Consider the following 21,816-nt stretch of genomic DNA (forward strand, 5'->3'; position numbering starts at 1 on the left):
CCTATTTGGCATGTGATTTACTTATTATTCATAACAAGTTTATATTTTTTGAAAATCCAAGAGTTCATCATGTCATTTACCGCATTTTTGCTTATGCGAACCGGCGGTTTTTGCTCTTTCAAACCATCTTCCGCATGTGCCAAAAAACGAAACGGTGTTGTGATTTGTTTAATATTGCTTGCTACTTCGTTAAAAAACGCATACGTTAATGGCTGATGTTCACGAATATCCTCGTATATATAATACTTTCCCTTTTCGTCCTCCAAATCCATTTGGAAACCTTTCGGTAAGGAAAACATGATATATGGCAGTTCATCTTCTGCCCATCGCTCGCCATATGGAAATCTGAGACTCTCATTTCTCGCAAAAAAACCAGAGCTTTCATTACCAGCAGTAAAAGAAATAGAATATACAAAGAACGGGTGGTAATCGGGCTTTTCTTGCGTTATGAAATATCGGTAGAATTTTCCATAAGCCTCATACACCTGTGTTGAGTCATGTTTTGTCTGAGCGTAATTAGTATGACTAAATTGTGCTTGTTGCTGCTCGAAAAGTTTTATAACATCCTTAAATTCCTCTGGTGTTATAAAGAATTTAAGTTTATAGAATCCGCTGTGTTTTAATCCACTCATTTACTTCACCACCATTTAAGGGAGTTTAACCTTAGCGAAGTCCTCATCCCTGAAACAACAATAGGGTAAATCGGCATAGGACCATTTGATGAGTTCCGCAATCGTTGATCCCGGCGTGCCGCTTTCCTCTCCTTGCCTGCCTGCTTCCCTCTCCAAGGCCTCCCACGACCAGGCAGAGATGTTTGGCGCATGTCCCTCTCCAGTAGTAAATAGAGTGCAGTAATAGTAACTTTCTCCATTTTCAAAAAGAGTGCGAAAAGACGCCCTGCCCGCGCCGGCAATCTCTGCTGCCAGCTCCTCTATTTCTTGCATCGGGTTTATGATCATCGCCCACTTTTCATTTTAAATTTCGGATTCGTCACTATGGATCTTTATCCATATGATTTCTACAATTGATATGGCGGGGCTTTTTCAGCTGCGATGTTGTCCGGATGAGCTTCAGTTGGCTCATAATCATGCATACGGAGAAGGATATACTCCACTTCTTCTAATGGCATTTGCAATTGTCGGCTGACCTCATAAAGTCCCACATTCTGCGCAAGTAGCATCCTTGCTTTATTGATCTTTCCATCCAACCAATTGTTTTCTAACATCCAATTTTTTACCCGGATCGATAATTGATCTTGTGTTTCCTTATCTGCGTGCTTTTTATATTTTGCAATAGACTCCAGCAGATACTCATAGAGAAAGATACCTAAAGCTTCGCGTTGTTCACTTTTAGACATCCGTTGATACTGCTCATAGACGATGCTGATGTCTAAATATAGAGCGTGGTCCCTGCTATCAAAACGTCTAAATGTTTTTCGGCCATAACTTTCAGGTAAAATACGCAATACAAAATGAATATCATACGAAAAACTCCCATGTCTCTGCTAATTCCTCCAAAGGCAACAGTTCATCTCTCAATTGACCGACGCATGTTCCATATGTATCTAACAAGAAATCTAGCTTCATTCATGCCTCCTTGGAACAAATTTCAAATCACTGTATCATCTGCGTCTAATGCAAGGAGCCATGTCTATACACTAATGTATGTTCAAAGTTCATATTTTTCAAATTGCTTTTTGAGCGTCTCTTCATACGGTATCCACTCAAAATCGCTCCACAAACTTAATTCAACGAGCTCCGACAGCTTATTAACGGCTTGTTCAGGGCTAGTAATACTGATGAGATCGGCCAGAGACTCATTGTCGATACCCAACACTTCTTTAAGGTAGTCATCATTAAGACGTTCTTCTTTGAGCTGCTCGTATTCATCTCTCGTCCACTGTTCACAAAAGATTCTCTCGGCTTGAATGTCTCCGTCGGCAAAAAACGACAACTCGAAAATTTCCTCATTTATGTATCCGCCGGTCATGATTGGCACCCCGATAAGCTGGGATAACGTTTTGCCAATCTCCTTCACCGTACCCCATACAAAATAATCATGGAGGACGCTGATCCAGTCATCGTTGCTTTTGCTTACATACATGACAGTTTTGCTCTCCTGAGCTTCTTTTCCACCTAATACTTCGGTATACCCGTGGCTTAGCTCTCTTAGTGCATCGAGCGTCTTCTCAAGGTTATTCGACTTAATATGTAAATTAGCAAATGATCTTCCCACAAGATAACCTCCTTCAGTTTTTAACTAACACGAATTCACATTGATATATACTATACTTTTCACCTGAATTTTTCGTCATCATTTTGGATACGGTTCACCATAATATACTTAAACACAAAGTACAGTTTTACCACAAAATTTCACATAAACAAATAAAAAAAGAAACCACTCCTGACGTATGGAGTGGTTTTCTAAAGTACATATGCTGATATTGACTATAATTGGAGTCTATAACCCGCTTCAATCCAAAGCTCCACTCAGCGTTTAGCGACACCATCACGACTAGGATATAAACCATTCAAATTAAGCAAAATCGATTTTAATTCAATTAAGTCATCGATTACGAAGTCAGCCTGGGCAAGTTCATTTTCTTGTGCAAAATCAAAATTACACCCGATTGCAACTAAACCATTATCTTTAGCCGCATTTATATCCGATAGGCGGTCGCCTACTACTGCCCCATTGGTAATACCATATTTTTCAATAACAATCCGAACTAAGTCTGATTTATTCAGCGATTCAATTTGTTGGATACTAAATGCTTCAGTCACCCAATGATCCAAATTAAAATAACTGACAATGGCTTTTAAGTATTCCGTCAAACCATTACTCGCTATATAGATTGAACAATTATTCTCTTTTAAAAAACTGAAAACTTCATTTACATTAGCATATAAAGCGCCTTTCCCACGCTTAATATTTTCAATTAATCTTTCCAGGAAATAAGCATCCGTCTGCTCTCTTTCTTCAATAGAATGATCAGGCAGCAAAGCTTCCCATACTTTGGGTAAAGGTACACCCATAATTTCACGGTACTTATCAATAGGCGTTGCTGTATCCCATCTATTTAGCGACCGTAAACGGTTAAAAGCATCCTCAAGAGATAATTCTAAAATCTTATCTGTTTGAAATAGTGTTCCATCCATATCAAAGATAAATGATTGCGACATTGGTTACTCTCCCTTTTTCAAAAAAGACTGATCTTCCCTCAAATTTTCACTATAACAATTACTTTTTCATTCTCCAAAGAATTCTCACTCTTACTATAGCATATGTCGGAATTTAATCGTGGGGAAAGTATGCAACTAATTATACGGGATACTCTCTACCGTGCGGTCACCTCATACCGGAGGAGGATCCGCAGGGTCTACTAAATGCACTACACCATTTTCTACGGATATGAGCTCTGTCTCTCATTGAACAGAAGTTGAAAAGAAAATAGTCACATGGAATGATTTCCAATGTGACTATAAGAGGTAATTTTTTAACTATACGTTTGTTGAATGCTACCTACTGCTAAACCGTTTGATCGCTTCCTCGGTCACCGGCTCGAAGAGGTTAACGAGGTTGCCGTCAGGATCGCGGAAAAGCACAGAACGGTTTCCCCACGGCATCGTGGTCGGTTCCTGTACCCATTCTTCGACAATTGGCTTTAAACGCACGTATTCGGCTTCGACATCGTCGACGCGGAACTCGATGATGACAGTATGATTGTTAGCCGCCACTACGGAACCAGCGCCGAATAGCCCCGCCGTCTGGGAGTGGCCGATGGCCAGGGTACAAGATGGCAGGGCGAGTTCGGCAAAAACGGGCGCGGGGCGCTCCGCCGAAACACCCATGACTTTCTCATAGAACTCGACGAGACGATCCACGTCGTCGGTAATGATGCGTACAGAAGCGAAATTCACAAAATATCATCCTTCCTATAATAAGTAAAACAATAGTATAATATCGTGGGCCAGAACCAACGACGTTACGTTTACATACCCGATTATAAAACAACGCTACTGACAACGTTATGTCAGTAGCGTTTTAGCATCTTTTGGACTTCCTCAGTAATCCTTTTTCGAAATGATTCGGGTTCCAATACGATTACACCCGCTCCCCAGCCAAGCACCCATTGCAGCAATTCATCCAGTTGACGAACACGTAAGGTTACATGCAATCCATCTTGACGCTCTTCCATATCCTCTATGTAATGATAGTTCGATTCCTTCACCTTATCTGCGATATCATGGTTAAATCGAAGGCGAACTCGCAAGTGGCGATCATCCGCAGGGGTATACTCCCTTAAGTTAAAATGCGCCGGTAGTTCGAATTGTTCATCCAGATCGATTAGCTCGGTCATTCGGGACAAACGGAAATGGCGAATATCTTGACGTAGATCACAACGGGCCACGAGCATCCAAGATCCTTCAACGAGTACCAGACCATAGGGAGCGACGGTACGATCACTATGGTAATTCCCCTTGGAATCACCAATCCCTTTCGAATAATGAAATCTGATCTTTCGTTCCTCTAATATCGCCAGGCGGATCTTTTCGAAATATTCCCTTTCTTTTGACAGCACGTCCGGTTTACCGGGAGTGAGCAAGCGCAGCGCCTTGCGCACACGAGAAGTCTCATCGCGAACGCTCTCCGATAGAATGGCCTCGATTTTCCTTCGAGCGGCTTGAGCCCTGACACGATACTCATCATCAAATCGTTGCTCGATAAAGTCCGTTCCTATAAGCAAGGTCACGGCTTCTTCTACCGTGAAATGGATCGGCGGCAGGAAATAGCCTTTCATCAAAGAATATCCTGTGCCCGGGGCACCAATAATCGGCACGCCCGCTTCGCTAAGTGCCTGAATATCACGATAGATGGTCCGCAAGCTGGTCTCGAATAGGTCCGCTAACTCTTCGCCCCGTATCACTTCTCTACTTTGCAGCTCCAGAACGATGGCTAATAAACGGTCTGTTTTGTTCATTGGCTGCCTCCCTTGAAACTTAATGCTGTTCACCAAAAACTTGCCATCACTTGTGGTAAGGTTCATCGCGCTATGAGTAACGGCACGTTTTAGAGAAACGATCATCCATAAGATGTGTTCTTCATTTCTTTCTTCTGAACTCAAGAATAGTCTTGCTCTAAATACTCTTCGTTAATCCTCTAGTTTAGTGATCATCGCATGCACTTTACTCAAATTCGTCTTAAAATATGTAGTAAAATACCAGTCATGATACTCTTTCGGTACTTCAATCTCATCAATGCTTCTATTACTTTGAACGGCTTCTGTCACTATTTTCATGATATTGGTTATATACCCCTTCACTTCGTGAAGTTCGTGTAATGAGCATACTTCGCCATGTCCCGGTACGATAGTTTCTACATCTAGCAGTTCAACCTTCTCCAAAATATTCAGCCATTCCTGAGGATTTGCATGCGTCAAAACCGGGTGATGTTTTGAAAGCACCAGATCCCCTATTACGACTATTTTATCTTCAGGGATGTACACGATTGCATCACTTTGCGTGTGACCCCCGCCAAATGTGATGAGTTGAATGCTACGATTACTGCCATGTATGGTCATCTGTTGATCAAAAGTTATCGTCGGCAGCGAATGTACCAGATTGGGGAGCATCTTCATAAACTCACGGTCACTAGCATTTTCCCAGGCCATTTCCCTTTTTAACTTTTCATCCGTCTCTTGTTGTATTTGCTCTTCAAGCTCGTCGATAGCCTGATACATTTGATCCATATTTTCCTTATATTTCGTTAACCTATCTCTGGAAAAAGAATTCATAATCTCACGGGTAGTTGATGTCGAAATAATTTGAGCCGTAGGGATGAACACTTGATTTCCAGAGGTATGGTCACTGTGCCAATGCGTATTGATTACATAGGATACAGGATTTCCCGTAAGGTACTCTGCCGCTGCCTTCAAATCCTCAGCAGCCTGTATGGTCGAGAATGTATCCACGACAAGAGTTGTATCGCCTAGATCAATGATTGCTGCATTTCCCAAAGAACCGGTACCTGGAATCGCAATCGCTGCAATTACACTATCAGCGATGTGATTCAGCCGAAAATGCTCAGAGCCTCTAAATGTTTCTATCCTATTTTTCATATTCGCCTCTCCCTCCAATATCGGAATATATCATATGCCAGATCAATACGAGAGACAATGGTTTTTTTTCAAAAATCAGGATATACAAGCTAGACTTAAGAATGATGAACAGCAGACGGTATGTCTTTAAAAAGCTTCCGCCGTGAACCGGTACACTGTTCCGCTCCCGTCCGATTGCAACGTGTAAGCAATATGCAGGACCTGGGACAGGTCCGCAATGATCTTCAGACCAAGACCCGAATGGCTGACATGTGCATCAAACCCTGTCCCGTTATCGCGGATCATCACCACATTGTCTTGAATCGTTACCTCGACTATATTCGCGTTTGAATGTCTGAGCGAATTCTGAAAAATATTATCGAAAAGCCGCTGCAGCCACAAGGCGTTGCTTGTCCAGTTCAGCTCCCGGTTCAAGGATGCATAATGCAGCTCCACACTCTGGATGCTGTATAGATAAGCCCACTTTTTCACCATTGTCTCAAGTAATTCATGCAGATTCACCCGGTCCTTCAAGATATACGAACTGTCCGGCGTGCCGGTGGATTGAAGTCTGATTTCAGTCGTCAATTCCGAGATGTACTGAATCTGCCTGGACAGTGACCACGTTAAGTTAGCATGCTCTGGATTCTCGATTTCCAGTTCGAACAGCTGCAGCCGCATAGCGGTCAGCGGAGTGTTAATATCATGTCGCAGCTTGTTCATCATCTCCTTGTTAAGTTCTTCCTGCTCGCGGAGCTGAAGCTCCCGATAAGTCGTACGTTCAATTAACAGATTCACCGACCGGATCAAGTCTCCAATTTCATCCCCGGTGTAAACGCTCAGCGTATCCGGAATCTTCTCGTTGCTCGCGAGCTCCCGAACCGTCTGATTGAGCAAATTAATTCGTTTCAGCAGGGAGTGAATGGACCTTGAGAACAAGAGAGCAGTCAGCAGCAGTGAGCACAAAAAGAGACCGAGCATCACTGGGTAGGCAAAAGAGGCGTAAAAAGGTATCCCCCCGTTACCTGTCTTGAACACCGCATCGTACACTAGCGAAACAAGTACACCTACCACCAGCATTGTAACCGGCACCGTGACAAGTGCGGATACCAGCAACAGCCGGAATTTAGTCTTTAATGTCATGATTTAAAATAGGTATTCAGTCGATACCCTTCTCCGTATATAGTCTCGATAATCTTGCCCAGTTCATCCTGAATCTTCGCCCTTACTTTCTTTATATGTACCGGAATCAGATTCGGATTGCGGTCTTCCAATTGCCATGCGTATTCGAGAAAATGCTCTTTTGACAGGATGCGGCCCCGGTTCTCGTACAGATAGAAGAACAGCTTACGCTCCGTCGCGGTAAAGAGCACCTCCTGGTGGAGGCTGCCGTTGAACACCCTTTTCCGCTCCACGTCGATATACAGATGCAAAATCTGCACGAAGGTCCCATAAGCGCTGTCCAGCATTTTCCGTATCCGGAGCAATAGTTCCCTAGGATCGAACGGTTTGACCATATACTCTTCTCCTATCTCCAGTCCTTGAAGCTTACTGTCCATATCACCCCGGGCGGACAGAAAAATAACGGGGATAGGAAGTCCCCGATTCTTGAGCTTGCGGGTCAATAAATACCCGTCTTCATCTGGCAGCATCACATCCATAATGACCAAATCTATGTGTTTGATAATCTCCAGCATATCTTTGCCGTCTGTTCTCCAGTAGACCTTATACCCTTCGCGCTGTAATATTTTCACCAGCAATGAGCCGATTAAATGGTCGTCTTCTATAATGAGCAGGTTGTATTCCTTCATCATTCAGCCTTTCTGCTTGTCTGATTTACAGTCTGTCCATGAACTTCTCCGCAAGCTGGAAGATTTCATCTGGTGCGTACAAATAGAGAGAGTGCTTACCTTTTACTCGAACCACCTCAGCAACATCCAACTGTCCGGCGATTACTTGATAGTGCTCTTCCTTTTGGCGAGTATATTTCGAATCCTGGTTCTCTTCCGTATAGGCGGATAGAAACAGGATCGGCGTTCCCTTAGGTAAAGGTAGTTTCAGTGATCGTCCAGCATTGGTTGCTGCGTTTAGGAGTTCTTGCATCATATCTTCGTTGAAAGCCTGCTTATAAGAAATCGCTTTGAATTTCCGCTTCTCCTCTTCGGTTAGAAAAGTCTGCCGGATGATCTCGGGATCATAGGTCATAAAAGGCGACAGACGCTGAAAACCCAGGCGCGTCATCACATTCATGCCTCGCATGAGCAGCTTGTTCAGCCCTCCCAACGGGTGCTCCACATATTCTTCGGGAAGACCATTATCCAGTGCAATGATTGCTTTAACCTCATCGGGATATTTCTGCGCCCAATAGATCGCTTCCAGCCCTGACAAAGAGTGCGGCATCAGAATATAGGGCGGCTTGTTGCCGCTTCGATGCATCGCTTCCCTCGATTCTTCGAGGATCTTATCCAGATCCCTATCGTCGCCAGCGATCTCGCTATACCCGTACCCGGCTCTTTCAATGACCGCAATTTTGTGGTCCGCCGAGAATTTGCTGTAAAGCCCTTTAAGCTCATACATTGGCGAGGCAGTTCCGGAACCGGCCATGAACACATAGGTGTCTTCGCCACTGCCCTCATTATATACATTAAGCTCATGGTTGTTTACCCTTACTCTCTGCCCTTCACCTGCAAACAGCCCCGACTCCTCGCGCAGCTGATACTGGTGGTTCAAATAAATGGCTACGGTCCCTACAATAAGCAGGCCGATAACAGCTAATGTCAGTTGCTTCAGTATTTTCTTTACGGTCTTCCATCCTGTTCTCATTATCGTACTCCCCCTTATAGAGTACAGCATAGAGAATCATTCTAAAGATCTGATAAACATTTTTGTAACATAGGCAAATTTAGTAGGAAGCTCGACTTAAATACAGAAGCCGCTTTTCCAAAGCAACATTAAGCAAATCCATTTCGGTATACCAAAACATCGTTATGTAGCACAAATAAGCCCGCAGAAGCCTGTTTGCGCATCGTTTCTATCGGAGCGTGCCCCATCCTACTCCTAAAGTCGATATAATGCCAACACAGACTCTTGCAAGATCTCCCAAGAAAACTTGCCACTACTTATGATAAGGTTCATCGCGATGTCTGTAACGGCAAGTTTTAAGGCCATCCTCTATCGGATGGCCTATTCTTTGTATCTTGCTTTATTCAACTATTACTTCATACCTACATGTAAAATTATAACTTTCTTGCCCATATAATAGCGCGATTTCTAGCTTCAACGATCGGCTCCGGAATCGGTTCAGCCGTATAATTTTGATAGGTGCGCTCTATGGTAAACCCTGCATCTGATAGCCAATCGTAAACTTGCATTTGCGTAGGAATGTGCTTATACCAACACTTGGGTATATTGATTTGCTCACCGCTATTTGTGGTGAGCTCCCAGTGACCAGTTCCGGTACAAATTTGGGTTATGGGGTCATACACGCTCCCATAACTAACGGTTCGACCAGTCGTGCCCAATTCGTCTGTCCCTTTGAAATAGCTGCTCTCTTTCAACCTATTGAACCGGGCCGTTGGATTATTATGCAGGTCAAAATCCATATAAAGATGTCCACCCGTGCGAAGCGCCGCAGCAGCATTTTTAATAAGAGTCTTTTGTGCCTCTTTGTAATCAATCTCGCTTTCAATATTAATCAAGATATTACCTGCCATGACTACAAGATCAAAACCAACGCCCCATACGGAAATTGCTGCATCAGCTTGGTAACAGCGTATATTTGTTAAACCTAACATCCGGCGATAACAGCTCAGGAGCATATGTTCATCGACATCAAAGCCTGTAACGAAATGATTCGCCTTTGCTAGAGGGACACAGATCCTACCACCGCCGCAGGCAACTTCAAGTATATTTTGTGGTTGGTTGCCTGTTTGCTCTGTAAGTACTCTTAATAGAAAATCGACGTCATGTGTTTGGTTTTCGAACTTTTCATACATACTGGCATACCAATGTTTTGCGATAAAATCTCTTTTCACAGATTTACCTCCAATTTTAAGGAGGGTTAAAGTATAGTCACCCTCCAAGAAATTATGCGGGCGGACAATTCTGTTGTATTAATCATCTGATATCATCCTTTCAACATTTAATAGTAAGCGGGAAAACAACAAAAAGTAATAAAACCTGTGTTTCTCCATGACTATAACTGAAAAAAAATTCACTATCAATGTAAAAATTCTTTATAACTATCCTCCCCGCCCAACAGGCTCTAACAGGCTTCTGGCGTTTCACCCCAAAAAACTTGCCCCTACTTATGATACGGTTCATCGCGTTTGATCTTCAACTCTACTGCCCGTTCGTATTATGAGATCAACCAGTTCTTTCTGGTTGATCCTTTTTTCATTTGCATAGAGGATTAAAGTAGCCTGGTCGAACGTACCTGCCCGTGGGACTTGATCCCGAGAGCTATAATGTTCACCCCTACTTGTCATGACCATGATTGAGGCTGGTTGGGACGTAAGATCCCGTATAACAAGCGATGCTATGGAGCGACAAGAAGATCAACCTTAGGGGATGCCGGTGAATCTACACTTACAAGGGGAGATGAAATGAATCCAGTTATCGGTCTAGATATTTCTAAAGAAGAAAGCCATGGACAAGCCTTTCTAGAGCGCGGAAAGCCATTCCAAGGGATATTCCACTTCGAGCACACTCGAGATGGTTTAGCAAATTTCCTTCAAGATTTAACAGAAGTTGAATTTGCATCTCAACAACGTCCTTTGCTTATTCTAGAAGCAACCTGTCATTATCAAAGTCCCGTTGTTCAGTTCCTAGAGGAACATCATTATATTTATATTGTTATTAATCCGTTCACCTCAAATCGGCTTAGGAAGTCTCAACTTCGTAAAGTAAAGACGGATGCTGCTGACGCTTACCTATTGGGAGAGCTGTACTACAAAGAAGAATTTGAACCTTATAAAAAAAGAGGTGTGCAACTTCTCAATCTGCGCTATCTTACAAGACAATATGAATCTCTTTCAAAGATGTGTGTACAGACTAAACTACAATTCCAAGCTGTTTTAGATCAGGTTTTCCCTGCATACAAAGGTGTCTTTGGAGCTATGTATTCCGGTATTTCATTACGGTTTATAAGTGAATTTCCAACCTCCTATTCAGTATTGCAGACGGATGAAAACACACTCAAATCTAAGAAGAAAGAACTGCTTTCTTCAAAACGGGGGCGTTCAGAGGACTGGATTAACCAACGGGTGCAACGGCCGCTAGATGCGGCAAAACAAAACCTATTTCAGCAAACCATGTATGCAAGCCACTTAATCAATTTGAAAGTCCTTATTACCCTCATTCTTCAGTACCAAGAGCATCTTACTGGATTGGAATAGAACATAGAGCGATGCTTTTCTCTCCGCCTGTTCAATTATTGCAGTATTTCTGCTTTGTTAGTTATACGCCTTTTCCTTGCGTGAAGTAAAAAACAAACGGCACGGGGCTTTCCCATGCCGTTTTGAATTCCATTTTTATTCCCGTTCTTACCTTTGAGCTTAACTTAATGACATTGCCTGTTTGGGTGTCCTTATTGTTTTTCTAAGTTTTGCTTGCTAAGCGACTCTATTCAGCATCATTCTGCTCTTCCAGCCATCTCAAAATCACTTGGTTTGTTTCTTCCGGCTTTTCTTGCTGGATCCAATGACCGCAATCCAGATTGACCACTTCCGCATTAGGCACGAACTTTGTCAGGTTTTCAGACCTCTGGACCGTATCCTGGTCACCATAGATCATGAGGGTCGGCTGTACCATAAAAATGAAGGGGGTTGCGATTTTGGATGAGCTGTTTCATCCCTTCTTCATTTAGCGATTTGATTTATGCCTCGCATTTAAAACGTTCTGACTTTTGATGAGAATTAAACCCTAAATGATTGAGAAATACAGAAGCTCCTCTCTCCTAAAGATCAGGGAAACAATAGACCCAGATTTATGTAGTACCAAAAATCCTTTTAACGATTCTTTTGTTATTTATATTTCCTTATTCTGTAATATTTTTTTGCAATGTTGAAATTTTTGCCCTTCTTCAGATGAAGCGATCAATATTCCAAGCCTTCTTAATCGTGTTTCTTCTTTCTTGGCGCTCATTACCCACCAGATAGAATCTCTTTTATAGGATGGTGATAAATTAGTGAAGAATAGCCAGGCTGATTGATTTGCCTTGATTTGTTCTTCATATTCTTTGGCAAGTTCCACGTTTCTTTGTTCAGAGGAATAGCCTTGTGCATCGGTTCTGTTGTTAAAGACATGCATTCCTTCTGGTCTCATCTTTCCAAGCTGTATTAGTGCTTTTACCTTTTTTACGTTCACGGCACTCCATACACTATTTACTTTGCGCGGAGTAAAGCGAATCTTATAGCTTTGTTTATCAATGGTTTTTCGTATACCGTCAATCCACCCAAAACAAAGAGCGGCATCTACTGATGCAGACCAAGTAAGGCTTGCACGCCCTGTACTTATCCCAAAATAGCCCACCCAAATTTCACTAGCTTCAGCATGATGTTCTTCTAACCAATCGTTAAACTCTTCTTGGTTGTTGAAAAAAATTACATCTCCCATTGTTCCAGCCATCTCAAAATCGCTTGGTTTGTTTCTTCCGGCTTTTCTTCCTGGATCCAATGACCGCAATCCAGATTGACCACTTCCACATTGGGCACGAACTTTGTCAGGTTTTCAGACTTCGCAACCACATCCCGGTCGCCGTAGATCATGAGGGTCGGCTGCTGGATGATTGGGTTCACTTTCGCCAATAAGCGCCAGTTGCGGTCAAGGTTCCTGTACCAATTTATGCTGCCCGTGAACCCTGATGTTTCAAAAGCGGAGACGTAAACGGCCAGCTCGCTTTCGCTCATTACGGGCTCACCGAGCGGTGTTTCTGCCCTGGCGAGATTGATCAACGCCATACCTGGCTCAGGTGCTCTGAGAGGCTCGTTCTTCCGGTACAGGTTGCGAAGGAACCTGTATGTATTGTCTTCGAATACGGCGTCCGCGACGCCTGGCTGTCGATTGAAGTGGACGAAATAGAAATCGCCGCCAAGTATTTCTTCCATGAACTCGATCCAGGGCTTTTCTCCGCGCTCTTGGTAAGGCAAGCTCAGATTTATCACTTTATTGACGCGGTCTGGATGCAACAAGGTCAGTCCCCAAACGACGAATGCACCCCAGTCATGACCGACAAAGGTAGCGTCCTCGTATCCATAGTGATCGAGAAGCGCGATGAGATCACCCGACAAGTGTTCAATGTCATAGTTTGTTACTTCGGTCGGACGGGATGAGTTGCCGTAACCCCGCTGGTTGGGGACGATGACATGGTAGCCCGCTGCGGCAAGTGCGTCCATCTGATGGCGCCAAGAAAAGGCATGCTCTGGCCAGCCGTGGCAGAGTACAATAGGTTTTCCTGCGTTTTCTCGGCCTGCTTCAAACACTTCGAGTTCCACACCGTTGGCTGAAATAAGGGTGGGCTTGGGAAAATCGGTTGGATTAAACATTGAATTAAAACCTCCTTCTTGTGATACTTGTAGTATAATGGATAAAAGGTGACATATAGGTGTCATCGTTCTGAAATCATGTAAAAAAAGAGGGCAATTATGGACAAAGTGGAGAGACTCATTTCGATTATCATGATATTGCTGAAAAAAGAGGTTGTTTCTACAACGGAATTCTCACAACTATTCAATGTCTCCAAAAGAACGATCCTTCGCGATATGGAAACATTGAGCTTATCGAACATCCCGATCTACTCTGTCAATGGGGTCAAAGGCGGGTACGGCATAATGGATGAATACAAGGTGGATAAACGCCTTTTAAGCAGCTCCGATTTACAGAATATATTAACTGCGCTCGGCGGATTGGAACAAATCCTCCGTACTGAAGAAGTTGAAAGAACGATTAAAAAAATAGAGGCAATGGTTAGTCCATTGTCTCTAAATCGTTCCATTCAACTGTCGTTTTATGAATGGGAAGGTCGGTCCGAGATTCTTGAAACCTTAAAGACATGTCAAACATCCATTTTAAAGAAAAGGCTGGTTTCGTTTGATTATACAGATAAGGACGGGGCTGTAACGAATAGAATGGTCGAGCCCTATGAGCTGCATTTTAGCGAATCGAGTTGGTACTTGAAAGGATTCTGTTTACATCGACAGGGATATCGAACATTCAAGTTATCTCGGATCGATCATATTACTATGGATGAACGCCCGTTTCATCTTAGAGACGATTGGTCAGAGCAAGGACACGAAGCAAGTTATCTACCAAAATTCGTCACGATTAAGGCATGGATATCGCCTAGCATAAAAGATCAAATCATCGAAAGGTATGGTCGAAGAAGTATTGAAGACCATAGTTCTGGATTTTTATTAGCAACCATTTATGTCCCACAAAATCGTATGGGATTTCAACTTTTAGCAAGCTTCGGCACTCATCTAATAGTTGTAGAGCCCAAAACTTATGTTGAAGACTTTCGGAATTATTTATATCAAATGATGGAGAACTATTCCTGATAGATTTAGCATTAAAGCTTCAACCTTCAACTCTACTTTTCGCCGTCACTTATGGTAAGGTTCCCCGCGCTGGCTGAAGCGGCAAGTTTTGCAGAGGAACGAATTCGCGGGCCATTGACTCAGCTTCTTAGCAATAGTGTATTAAAGACTTGTATAACACCCTAACCCTAACGATCCACTCGGATCACCGGGCGGATCGCTCTCACAGACCCTTATGAGGTACGCTTCAAAGGGTATGTGCTTTTTTTCGGACGTACCTTTTTCATCACATGTTTGCTCTTTTTTCTGACCAGCGGCAGTTTCTTTTTTCTCAATTGCAGTGCTTTTTTCTTCTTTACATGTAGACGCTTGATCAGTTTTATCCGCTTTATAGAACGATATTTGGCACGGATCATTCTTTTCTTTCTCAGTCTACTTATTATCCGTAACCGTAACGATCTGCGGCGTTTCCGTCTGCGCCGCTTTACGGGAATATTCTCCGGGGCCGGGGCTGCCACTTCAAGGGCCGGGGCTGCAACTTCAGGGACCGGGTTTTCCGGAAGCTGTGTTTCTACAGGTTGAATTTCTGGAGCGGGCGGCTCAGACGGGATGTTGGCCTGCTCCGGCTCAGAAACTGGCGCTGGTGTAAAATCTCTGCCCCAGGGAGTCATGGCAAGGAATTTATTGTATAGCGGTGCTGCGGGTGAGTCTGTCTCCCACCATTTGTTGTCTCCGGCGAAATGAACAATTTTATTATCTAAATCGAGTTCGCTATGAGCGAACGTATTAAAGCGCTGATCCATTTGCAAATAGTTAGAGCTATAAACGGCATTCAGAACATCCTGATCCGGCATGGTCATCATTGGAAAATCACGCAAGAAATTGAGCATTTCTCCATACCAATTCTGTTTATTGCGGATATTGTTCAGTTGAAACAGAATGACCCCTGAGTTAAAATACAGCTCCGCATTTAGCCCAAGTGAGGTAAAGTACTCAAGCAAGTTTTCGCCCTGGTCCAGCACTGCGCCCAAATAGTGTTCTCCCAGGTCGATGCTCCACAATTCGTTAATATCCATATTGACCAAAATGTCGCAGTCCAGATAAATAACCCTGTCAGCCTGAATAAAATTCGGAAGCAACAAACGGTACATACTGGCCATAGTCCAATATTCAATTTTATGAACGCCGGCTGCAACTTCAATCATATCCCCAGAAACTGTAACGTGATAAAAAAAGATGTTGTGATGAAATACATCCACCAACTGGGTGAGCTTTAACTTGTTCTCTTCACTTAAGGAATCGTCATGCACAATGTGCACATTGATCGTTTGCTGGGTATTGAAAAAAATCGATGCAAGAACAACACCCGCATGCGCCGTATAGCTCCCGTCTTTATCGTTGATCGTCAAAACCAGCTCAATCATTCTCAAGGACCACCTACCCTTAAAAGTATACTTCTGCATAGTCGTCTAATGCATTTGACTACTTTAAGTGTATGTTTACCCCAGTGACTGGATTGGACCAATCCCCAGTAAGCAGCCGATTTATTTTGAAACGTTCGGCAAGTCAGGATTGTATCTTGTAATCGTTGCGCGATCTCCCAGGATATAACGGGCCGGCTGCTCCTGAATTTCTTGTTCAGCTAGATGAACATGTGATCCAAAAACACTTCCCTCCGCATGAACATGGGACAATCGCACCTGATCCGTCAAAATGCTATTGGTCAGAATACAATCTTCGACGACGCTATCCGGACCAATATACACATGAGGTCCAATTACACTGTTCGTTACGCGGGCGGTCGGATCAACCCTAACCGGAGGAATCCACTGAACGAAGTTAATGCCGGAAGGCATCACAAAGTTCTTGGGATCTTGATCCATCTTGTAGCGGTTCGCTTCAAGCCAGCGCTCATGGGTCCCGATATCAAAAAATGGTGCAGTCGTTACGCTGTACGCAACATGCCGGCCTTCCGAAACCAACATTTGAATCGCATCTGTTAGCTCGTATTCCCCTCGTGGAGAAGGTGTAAGTCTCTCAATTGCCGGCCAGATGGCTGCAGTCAAAGCATACACACCGACAATAGCCAAATTGGATTTGGGATAGCGGGGTTTCTCTTCCAGACTGACAATTTGCCCATCTTTGATCACGGCAACACCAAACTGACGGGGTTCCTCGACCCGCTGAAGCAGTATTGAAGCCGCAGATTTATCTGCGTCCAGTGATCGAATCAATGGCTCTAAATCACCCTCATACAAATTATCGCCAAGCATCAATAAAAAAGGGGAATCCGCCACAAAAGACTGCGCGCTTTTGACTGCATCGGCCAGTCCCTTAGCTTCTTTTTGCAGTAGAAAGGTTAAAGAGGCGTTCCACTGCCCCCCATCCCCGATCATTTCCCGAATCCCTCCTTGCGAATGGTTCACTACGATTCCGATATCGGTAATTCCGGCCGCAACAAGTTCGTTAATGATTGAGACAAGAATATACTCCCCGTTAACAGGCAGCATGCACTTTGGTTTGGTATAAGTCGAAGGCTGCAGTCTCGTCCCCCGGCCAGCGCACAAGATTAGTCCTTTCATAAACGTCCCCCCTACTCATTAACTTTGCAAACTGCGAGACTGATGCAAATGAGCTCTATATATTTTATGCACAAGCTATGAGAGAGCTTGGGTATATATTAAGCAGCAATAACCTATTAAATTATGATCCGGAAGGCATATGTTCGTCATCCGCTTTTTCTGATCATTCGATTAAAATACAAATGACCCGTAGGAGGGTCACTTTTTTTCTAACATCATGTATTCCTCTTAATCTCCCTATAAATAAATGCATATCTACTACTTAAGTTTGCGTACAAGAAAATCGGTTCGTCTACTTATGAGCTAACAGTCATTATTTAAAAAACTTGCCCCTATTTATGATACTGTTCTCCGTGATGTATCTAAGCACAAAGTACAGTTTGACCACAAGATATACATATCAGTAGTATTTCTAACATATTTCATTCCAACTCGAAAACTGATTCGCCACTAATTATCGTACCGTTATTCTTACCTTCACAAATTTCTTTCATCGAACCTGGTTTATCGAAGTTAAACACATGCATTGGCAGATTGTAGTCTCTTGCTAAAATGAAAGCTGATTGGTCCATTACCTTTAAGTTGTGTTTTAAAACGTCGTTGTAATGAAGCGAACGAAATTTCCTTGCATCTTTATCAAATTTAGGGTCTGCATTAAGAACACCATCAACACCTTGCTTTGCAACTAATAAAGCGTCACAATTAACCTCGATGGCTCTTTGTACTGAAGGATAGTCTGTTGTAACGTAAGGTTGACCGTTTCCCCCTGCAAAAATTACAATATAGCCTTTTTCTAGATGGTGGATTGCTCTTAGACGGATGTATGGTTCTGCAACTGAAGTAATAGGTATTGCCGTCATTACTCGTACTTCCTTTTTGGTCTTGGCTTTAAGAACTCCACGAAGCATTAAACTATTTACTACAGTCGCAAGCGTCCCAATGTTATCAGCTTCTGCCCTTTCTATCCCCCAGCTTTCCGCCATATTACCTCTGAAAATGTTACCCCCACCTATAACTAACGATACTTCAATACCTAAGTTTACTACTGACATAATTTCATCCGCAATATGGTCTAACCTTTCTGGCTCAAAACCAAATTCAGAGTTTCCTGCTACTGCTCCACCACTTAGCTTAACGAGAACCCTTTTGTACCTTGACAATTATTACACCCCCATAAAATAAAAACACTAAAGCAATAAATGCTTTAGTGTCCTAATGGAATGGAAATATGAAATTACGCAAGTCGACTGAATGTAAGTCTTCCGTTTCCACCTCATACTACCACTCCTTCCATGTTTTTTCCATCAAGTAATTTTACATTACGTGAAGGTAAATTGCAATTACCGTAAAATACATATTTTCTTGTTATCGTATCGCTTTAAATTATATTCACAGTCGGTCGATGGATGTGCTAACGCCATTTCTGAAAGTGCCCAGCACAAAATTGATGTAAACTCCCCACCCACCCTTCTACACCTCGCCAGACCGCTCCAGAAGCCATTCTGGTGTGTTCTACACCTTACTTCCATAACTGTAACGGACTATTATTGGAAGTCAATACTTTCCCGCTTCCGCCTTTATTAAGCATGTCAAAAAGTATACAAATTGACAAGGTGTTTTTGTTGGGCTAAAGCATGAGCCAAAACATGTATTTCAACTATTGAAATGTTTCATAATATTTTATACGGTTTATGACATCCGCACTATCTGTAACATAAATCTTTTAAGCTAGGGAAGAAAGAGCTTCAAAAGATAGCTTTGCAGTAACAAATGACGAATAATGCCATATATTTTGGGATAACCAAAGATAATACAAAGCACCAAGAACCTAGACAGGAAATGCTTTCTGAGACTTTCCAACAATCAGATATAACAAGCGGCGAACACTGACAGTGATCTAGTCCTTGAACTCTTACATGGATCTAATCAGTTCACTTGAAACTGAACTTCCCAACAAAAGGAGCGAACAGACAATTACCTGTTCGCTCCTTTTGTTAGGTTAAATTATTACACACAGTTTATGCAGTAATGTTCCATTCTTTTAGGTTAACCAAAACCACCACTCTCCGCTTTACCACTATTTATGATACGGTTCACCGCTATATCTATAACAGCATGTTTTATGGTCATCTTTTCTAGGATGATCCTTTCTTGGTTTTCGCTTTGTTCAACGATAGCTTCCCTTTAGACTTCAGATTACTGATCGTCAGTCTGCTGTGAATTGTTGTGTTGTATACATGCCTTCCCAAATCTGGCCGTTAGACAGATAGTATTCTCTTTCCACTGAACCATCTGTCCTGGTGCAGCTGATCACAAAGACCGGCATAATCCTTGAACCCATTCAAATCCTGCTTCCCAAAATACGATGCTAAGTACTCCTTGCCCTGTAAGGTGATGTAATCTACTCTGGATGGCTTAATATTTTTAGCAATCCACCTTAGATCCTCAGAATAAATGTTGTCGCCATAATGCTCCTGTAATTGGTTGGCCATACAAGGAATAGATTGGGTATAATCCATTTCATCAAGCCCGGTATGTGCTGAGCCGTAAATGCCCATGACGCTCTCGCTGCCCAGCTTTCCAAATTCACGGATAAAGTTTTCGGTCATCTTGTTTTCTCGATATACGTTGTCATCTTTGCTGTAATAAAAACGGCCTTGCTGTATCGCTTCTATTGTTAAAGTATACTCTTCCGTCCCTGTCAGATCGTTTGCCACAAGATAAGATAAGAAGCGGCTTCCGGTAGTATTATATTGATGCCCGATATCTGTGCCGTGGAAAATCGTCTCAGGACACTCGCTTTTTATTTTTTTGTAGAACGCCTTGGTATATGGATTGTGACTAGCTGTTCCCTCCCAATCATCATAAATCTCATCCAGAATATCGACATTGTCCGACTGCATCCATAGATTCAAATATTCGGCGGTAAAATAAGGCAACTCGACGAACAAGTGTCTCATGCCCTCGTTATGGTAGTATTCGGACCACAATTCAAATTCCTTGTCTATAATCTTGGCTTCGCCATGTGCTTCACCATATAGATAAATGCTGCCGGATTCTTGCGTCACCATAGCCGTTTCTTTGGTCTGCTGCGCAGACTTACTTGCTGTTTTGACCACGGAGGAATTGCTGCAGGCTGCAAGGATCCCAGCCACAAATGTAACGATCAGGGCAAGCAGCAACGGGTGTACGAACATCATTTTCGCTTTGACTGACCAGATGAGCTTGTTGTCGTTCATAAACAAGGATCATCCTTTCATGTTCATTTGAAAATCCACAATTAGGTATTCTCCAACTAATGCGAGATTTCCTCGTACATAGTTCTTCTTATAGTCATAACTTTGATTCGAAAACTTGACTCCTTGAGAAAGGAGTCTTTTCACTATGTTTAAATATAAAGCTCTTTTAAGATGTGTTGTTTAGACAAAAAAGAACACCGAAGTAACCGGCGTCCTGATTTTGAAATCTTCAATTTAAGCGAATGTTATAGTCTTTGGATATGTGTGTCTTTAAAATCCGTTTCATATTTCAATCCAAAGCCCATCATTCGGTCCATCCCGATATGAACCATCCAGATGAAGCCGATCATCATGAGAAAATCGACCGAGAAAGCCAGTCCAAGCAGCAGCAACAGCAAAGGCGTAACGAACGTATGGGCAAAATTATACACATACGCTCCAGTCTTATTGCTGACCACATATCCGATCATGGACAGGTCGGGCAGCATTAATAGCAGCAGGAAGACGGCCCAGTTGTATCCGTTGGAAAAGTACAAATAGGTGCCTAGGACCAGAACGACCAGTCCTTCGATTCTAATCAATTTCTTAGTCATGGTTTTATTCTCCCTTCTCCTGTGCTGCAGAACGAATTCCGTCAAGCATCCATCCGATTCCCTGTGACACCTGCTCGTAGGAGAGCGGCTCCGGAGACAGCGGTACAGGAGCTTGAAGCATCAACCCGTCGAAAACAGCCTGGATCAGTGCTGCAAAAGTCTCCTTTTCGCTCTGGTCCAGCTGCAGCTCCATGCGATCGATGATCTCTATAATCCCCGCCTTCATTTCCTTGTATAGTTCCAGTAGCTCTTTGGCGAGCTTCTCGTTGTTCACGCTTTCCGTCCAAAGGCTGATCAATAATGTGAACCACTCCGGGTTTTCTTTTCGAAATTCAACCACATGGCGCAACCCTTGCTGAAGAAGCTCCGCTGGAGATAGGTGCAAATCCAACTTCGCGAAGGCCGCCTTCATTCCTTGATTGATCATCCACTCCCTGACCACTTCGACCAGCAGCGTTTCTTTGGTGCTGAAATGGTACCCGATCAGTCCTTGAGCCACTCCCGCCTTGGCCGCTATGTCTTTCATCGTCGCTTTCGTGTAGCCCACCTGCCCGAATAATGTGAAAGCTGCTTGCATGATGGCACTTCTTCGTTCGTCCTGGTTGGACGGTTGTGTTTTAGTCATTACTCTCTCACTCCAATACTGTTTGATTGAACAGTCAGTGTTATGCGTTTATCTTAAAACTGTTTGTTCGAACAGTCAATAGATTGTGTGTATTCAACGAAAAAATCCTCCTCAAATCAATCTGAGGAAGATTATCTCATGTT

22 protein-coding genes are annotated in these 21,816 nt (G+C 43.0%); 2 read left to right on the plus strand and 20 right to left on the minus strand.

Annotation, left to right across the window (positions count from 1 at the left end; genetic code table 11):
- Positions 1-17 precede the first annotated feature (17 nt).
- The 12 genes from ACFRAM_RS00955 to ACFRAM_RS01010 all read right to left on the minus strand — a co-directional run bounded on the left by ACFRAM_RS00955 (position 18) and on the right by ACFRAM_RS01010 (position 10,134).
- Positions 18-632 carry a hypothetical protein gene (locus ACFRAM_RS00955; protein WP_379464108.1) on the minus strand — a complete coding sequence of 205 codons (615 nt, stop codon included), beginning with the start codon at positions 630-632 and terminating at the stop codon, positions 18-20.
- A 15-nt stretch (positions 633-647) separates the two neighbouring features.
- Positions 648-959, minus strand: a complete 312-nt coding sequence (locus ACFRAM_RS00960) for a DUF4303 domain-containing protein (protein ID WP_379464110.1) — start codon at positions 957-959, stop codon at positions 648-650.
- A gap of 59 nt (positions 960-1,018) precedes the next feature.
- A complete protein-coding gene (locus ACFRAM_RS00965) occupies positions 1,019-1,357 on the minus strand; it encodes a hypothetical protein (RefSeq protein ID WP_379464112.1) in 339 nt (112 codons plus the stop codon).
- Positions 1,358-1,668: 311 nt separating this feature from the next.
- Complete coding sequence (locus tag ACFRAM_RS00970; protein ID WP_379464114.1) at positions 1,669-2,235, minus strand: hypothetical protein; 567 nt, start codon at positions 2,233-2,235, stop codon at positions 1,669-1,671.
- 257 nt (positions 2,236-2,492) lie between these two features.
- Entirely contained in the window at positions 2,493-3,185 is a 693-nt protein-coding gene (locus ACFRAM_RS00975; RefSeq protein WP_379464116.1) for an HAD family hydrolase, read from the minus strand.
- A gap of 336 nt (positions 3,186-3,521) precedes the next feature.
- On the minus strand, positions 3,522-3,923 hold the full coding sequence (locus tag ACFRAM_RS00980) for a VOC family protein (protein WP_379464118.1): 402 nt from the start codon (positions 3,921-3,923) through the stop codon (positions 3,522-3,524).
- Positions 3,924-4,036: 113 nt separating this feature from the next.
- Entirely contained in the window at positions 4,037-4,984 is a 948-nt protein-coding gene (locus tag ACFRAM_RS00985; RefSeq protein ID WP_379464120.1) for a helix-turn-helix transcriptional regulator, read from the minus strand.
- A 171-nt stretch (positions 4,985-5,155) separates the two neighbouring features.
- Complete coding sequence (locus ACFRAM_RS00990) at positions 5,156-6,121, minus strand: MBL fold metallo-hydrolase (protein ID WP_379464122.1); 966 nt, start codon at positions 6,119-6,121, stop codon at positions 5,156-5,158.
- A gap of 126 nt (positions 6,122-6,247) precedes the next feature.
- Positions 6,248-7,243, minus strand: coding sequence for a sensor histidine kinase (locus ACFRAM_RS00995; protein ID WP_379464124.1), 996 nt, complete (start codon positions 7,241-7,243; stop codon positions 6,248-6,250).
- Complete coding sequence (locus ACFRAM_RS01000; protein ID WP_379464726.1) at positions 7,240-7,911, minus strand: response regulator transcription factor; 672 nt, start codon at positions 7,909-7,911, stop codon at positions 7,240-7,242. Before ACFRAM_RS01000 ends, ACFRAM_RS00995 begins: the two co-directional genes overlap by 4 nt.
- A 25-nt stretch (positions 7,912-7,936) precedes the next feature.
- Positions 7,937-8,923 (minus strand): alpha/beta fold hydrolase, encoded by a 987-nt coding sequence (locus ACFRAM_RS01005; RefSeq protein WP_379464126.1) that lies wholly within the window; start codon positions 8,921-8,923, stop codon positions 7,937-7,939.
- A gap of 413 nt (positions 8,924-9,336) precedes the next feature.
- Entirely contained in the window at positions 9,337-10,134 is a 798-nt protein-coding gene (locus ACFRAM_RS01010; protein ID WP_379464128.1) for a class I SAM-dependent methyltransferase, read from the minus strand.
- A gap of 570 nt (positions 10,135-10,704) precedes the next feature.
- Between ACFRAM_RS01010 and ACFRAM_RS01015 the strand changes: the two genes are divergently transcribed.
- Complete coding sequence (locus ACFRAM_RS01015) at positions 10,705-11,496, plus strand: IS110 family transposase (RefSeq protein WP_379464130.1); 792 nt, start codon at positions 10,705-10,707, stop codon at positions 11,494-11,496.
- A gap of 631 nt (positions 11,497-12,127) precedes the next feature.
- Here the strand turns inward: ACFRAM_RS01015 and ACFRAM_RS01020 are convergent.
- Positions 12,128-12,715, minus strand: a complete 588-nt coding sequence (locus ACFRAM_RS01020) for a YdeI/OmpD-associated family protein (protein ID WP_379464132.1) — start codon at positions 12,713-12,715, stop codon at positions 12,128-12,130.
- Positions 12,703-13,644: an alpha/beta fold hydrolase gene (locus ACFRAM_RS01025; protein WP_379464134.1), complete on the minus strand. Its 942-nt coding sequence runs from the start codon at positions 13,642-13,644 to the stop codon at positions 12,703-12,705. The genes ACFRAM_RS01020 and ACFRAM_RS01025 overlap by 13 nt, the downstream gene beginning before the upstream one ends.
- 99 nt (positions 13,645-13,743) lie before the next feature.
- Between ACFRAM_RS01025 and ACFRAM_RS01030 the strand changes: the two genes are divergently transcribed.
- Positions 13,744-14,655 (plus strand): helix-turn-helix transcriptional regulator, encoded by a 912-nt coding sequence (locus ACFRAM_RS01030; RefSeq protein ID WP_379464136.1) that lies wholly within the window; start codon positions 13,744-13,746, stop codon positions 14,653-14,655.
- Positions 14,656-14,867: 212 nt separating this feature from the next.
- Here ACFRAM_RS01030 and ACFRAM_RS01035 read toward each other — a convergent pair whose 3' ends face one another.
- The 6 genes from ACFRAM_RS01035 to ACFRAM_RS01060 form a co-directional block, all read right to left on the minus strand.
- Entirely contained in the window at positions 14,868-16,058 is a 1,191-nt protein-coding gene (locus ACFRAM_RS01035) for a glycosyltransferase family 8 protein (RefSeq protein ID WP_379464138.1), read from the minus strand.
- A 120-nt stretch (positions 16,059-16,178) separates the two neighbouring features.
- Positions 16,179-17,216: a sugar phosphate nucleotidyltransferase gene (locus ACFRAM_RS01040; RefSeq protein WP_379464140.1), complete on the minus strand. Its 1,038-nt coding sequence runs from the start codon at positions 17,214-17,216 to the stop codon at positions 16,179-16,181.
- A 422-nt stretch (positions 17,217-17,638) separates the two neighbouring features.
- On the minus strand, positions 17,639-18,376 hold the full coding sequence (gene pyrH / locus ACFRAM_RS01045; RefSeq protein WP_379464143.1) for a UMP kinase: 738 nt from the start codon (positions 18,374-18,376) through the stop codon (positions 17,639-17,641).
- 1,098 nt (positions 18,377-19,474) lie between these two features.
- On the minus strand, positions 19,475-20,455 hold the full coding sequence (locus ACFRAM_RS01050) for a hypothetical protein (RefSeq protein WP_379464145.1): 981 nt from the start codon (positions 20,453-20,455) through the stop codon (positions 19,475-19,477).
- A 245-nt stretch (positions 20,456-20,700) separates the two neighbouring features.
- A complete protein-coding gene (locus tag ACFRAM_RS01055) occupies positions 20,701-21,048 on the minus strand; it encodes a DUF4260 domain-containing protein (RefSeq protein WP_379464147.1) in 348 nt (115 codons plus the stop codon).
- Positions 21,049-21,052: 4 nt separating this feature from the next.
- Positions 21,053-21,673, minus strand: coding sequence for a TetR/AcrR family transcriptional regulator (locus ACFRAM_RS01060; RefSeq protein ID WP_379464149.1), 621 nt, complete (start codon positions 21,671-21,673; stop codon positions 21,053-21,055).
- Positions 21,674-21,816: the final 143 nt, after the last annotated feature.

Origin of the sequence: Paenibacillus sp. NPDC056722 (assembly GCF_042790635.1) — a bacterium.
In the GTDB taxonomy this organism is placed as follows: domain Bacteria; phylum Bacillota; class Bacilli; order Paenibacillales; family Paenibacillaceae; genus Paenibacillus_AQ; species Paenibacillus_AQ agri.

Excerpts from the sequence above, each read along its gene's own strand:
- ACFRAM_RS00955 (WP_379464108.1), bottom strand. The coding sequence starts at position 632 with ATGAGTGGATTAAAACACAGCGGATTCTATAAACTTAAATTCTTTATA.
- ACFRAM_RS00960 (WP_379464110.1), bottom strand. The coding sequence starts at position 959 with ATGATCATAAACCCGATGCAAGAAATAGAGGAGCTGGCAGCAGAGATT.
- ACFRAM_RS00965 (WP_379464112.1), bottom strand. The coding sequence starts at position 1,357 with ATGTCTAAAAGTGAACAACGCGAAGCTTTAGGTATCTTTCTCTATGAG.
- ACFRAM_RS00975 (WP_379464116.1), bottom strand. The coding sequence starts at position 3,185 with ATGTCGCAATCATTTATCTTTGATATGGATGGAACACTATTTCAAACA.
- ACFRAM_RS00985 (WP_379464120.1), bottom strand. The coding sequence starts at position 4,984 with ATGAACAAAACAGACCGTTTATTAGCCATCGTTCTGGAGCTGCAAAGT.
- ACFRAM_RS00990 (WP_379464122.1), bottom strand. The coding sequence starts at position 6,121 with ATGAAAAATAGGATAGAAACATTTAGAGGCTCTGAGCATTTTCGGCTG.
- ACFRAM_RS00995 (WP_379464124.1), bottom strand. The coding sequence starts at position 7,243 with ATGACATTAAAGACTAAATTCCGGCTGTTGCTGGTATCCGCACTTGTC.
- ACFRAM_RS01000 (WP_379464726.1), bottom strand. The coding sequence starts at position 7,911 with ATGAAGGAATACAACCTGCTCATTATAGAAGACGACCATTTAATCGGC.
- ACFRAM_RS01005 (WP_379464126.1), bottom strand. The coding sequence starts at position 8,923 with ATGAGAACAGGATGGAAGACCGTAAAGAAAATACTGAAGCAACTGACA.
- ACFRAM_RS01015 (WP_379464130.1), top strand. The coding sequence starts at position 10,705 with ATGAATCCAGTTATCGGTCTAGATATTTCTAAAGAAGAAAGCCATGGA.
- ACFRAM_RS01020 (WP_379464132.1), bottom strand. The coding sequence starts at position 12,715 with ATGGGAGATGTAATTTTTTTCAACAACCAAGAAGAGTTTAACGATTGG.
- ACFRAM_RS01025 (WP_379464134.1), bottom strand. The coding sequence starts at position 13,644 with ATGTTTAATCCAACCGATTTTCCCAAGCCCACCCTTATTTCAGCCAAC.
- ACFRAM_RS01030 (WP_379464136.1), top strand. The coding sequence starts at position 13,744 with ATGGACAAAGTGGAGAGACTCATTTCGATTATCATGATATTGCTGAAA.
- ACFRAM_RS01035 (WP_379464138.1), bottom strand. The coding sequence starts at position 16,058 with ATGATTGAGCTGGTTTTGACGATCAACGATAAAGACGGGAGCTATACG.
- ACFRAM_RS01040 (WP_379464140.1), bottom strand. The coding sequence starts at position 17,216 with ATGAAAGGACTAATCTTGTGCGCTGGCCGGGGGACGAGACTGCAGCCT.
- ACFRAM_RS01050 (WP_379464145.1), bottom strand. The coding sequence starts at position 20,455 with ATGAACGACAACAAGCTCATCTGGTCAGTCAAAGCGAAAATGATGTTC.
- ACFRAM_RS01055 (WP_379464147.1), bottom strand. The coding sequence starts at position 21,048 with ATGACTAAGAAATTGATTAGAATCGAAGGACTGGTCGTTCTGGTCCTA.
- ACFRAM_RS01060 (WP_379464149.1), bottom strand. The coding sequence starts at position 21,673 with ATGACTAAAACACAACCGTCCAACCAGGACGAACGAAGAAGTGCCATC.